This is a genomic window from Mesorhizobium sp. M7A.F.Ca.MR.362.00.0.0 (assembly GCF_004023175.1).
GTDB lineage: Bacteria > Pseudomonadota > Alphaproteobacteria > Rhizobiales > Rhizobiaceae > Mesorhizobium.
In genome coordinates this window covers 1-1,075 of record NZ_RZTF01000077.1, presented here as the reverse complement: position 1 = coordinate 1,075, position 1,075 = coordinate 1, and the positions used below count along the sequence as shown (strand labels likewise).

Annotated in this window: 1 protein-coding gene; it reads right to left on the bottom strand. The window is 60.5% G+C overall.

Going from position 1 to position 1,075, the window contains the following annotated elements; translation table 11 throughout:
• Positions 1-105: 105 nt before the first annotated feature.
• Positions 106-1,075 (bottom strand): sulfate ABC transporter substrate-binding protein (locus EOC06_RS12800; RefSeq protein ID WP_164898559.1); only part of this gene is annotated, 970 nt, incomplete at its 5' end.

The window sequence follows — 1,075 nt, the reverse complement described above, 5'->3', positions numbered from 1 at the left end:
CGAGAAGCCGAGCGTCAATCCGAAACCCGGAATGACGCTCGGCTGCCTGAATCGCCACCCCGCCTGGGCGGGTGCTGTGGTCATGTCGTCCTGAATATCGACTGCTTACTGGGGCTTGTAGATCTGGTCGAATATACCACCATCGCCGAAATGATAAGGCTGTGCTTTTTTCCAGCCACCAAACTGTGGATCGTCGATGGTTACGAGCTTGATCGGCGGCAGCTTGGCGAGGTCCTCGGCCGGCACCAGATCGGGCTTGGCAGGACGATAATGGTTCTTGGCGATGATCGTCTGCGCTTCTTTGGAATAGAGCCAGCTCAGATAGGCTTCGGCGACCTTGCGCGTGCCCTTGGCATCGACATTGGCGTCGACCACCGCCACCGGCGGTTCTGCCAGGATGGAGGTCGGCGGGTAGACGATGTCGAAATTGTCGGCACCGAACTCGTCGAGCGCCAGATAGGCCTCGTTTTCCCAGGCGATAAGCACATCGCCAAGACCCTTTTGCGCGAAGGTCACAGTCGAGCCGCGCGCGCCGGTGTCGAGCACCGGGGCATTGGCGTAGAGCTTGCCGACGAACTCCTTGGTCTTGGCCTCGTCGCCGCCGTCATTGGCGTTGGCGTAGGCCCAGGCGGCGAGATAGTTCCAGCGCGCGCCGCCGGAGGTTTTGGGATTGGGCGTAATCACCTGGACACCGTCCTTGACGAGGTCGCTCCAGTCGTGAATGCGCTTGGGATTGCCCTTGCGGACGAGGAAGATGATGGTCGAGGTGTAAGGCGCTGAATTGTTTTCGAATTTGGTGCGCCAGTCCGGATTGATCTTCTTCGCCTTCGAGACGATGGCGTTGATGTCGCCTTCAAGTGCCAGCGTCACCACATCGGCGTCGAGGCCATCGATCACGGCGCGGGCCTGGGCGCCCGATCCGCCATGCGACTGCTGGACGGTGACGGTCTCTCCGGTCTCGGCCTTCCAATGCGCGACGAAAGCTTCGTCATAGGCCTTGTAGAGCTCGCGTGTCGGATCGTAGGACACGTTGAGAATGGTGGTATCGGCAAACGCGAAACCGAGCGTGCCGAAC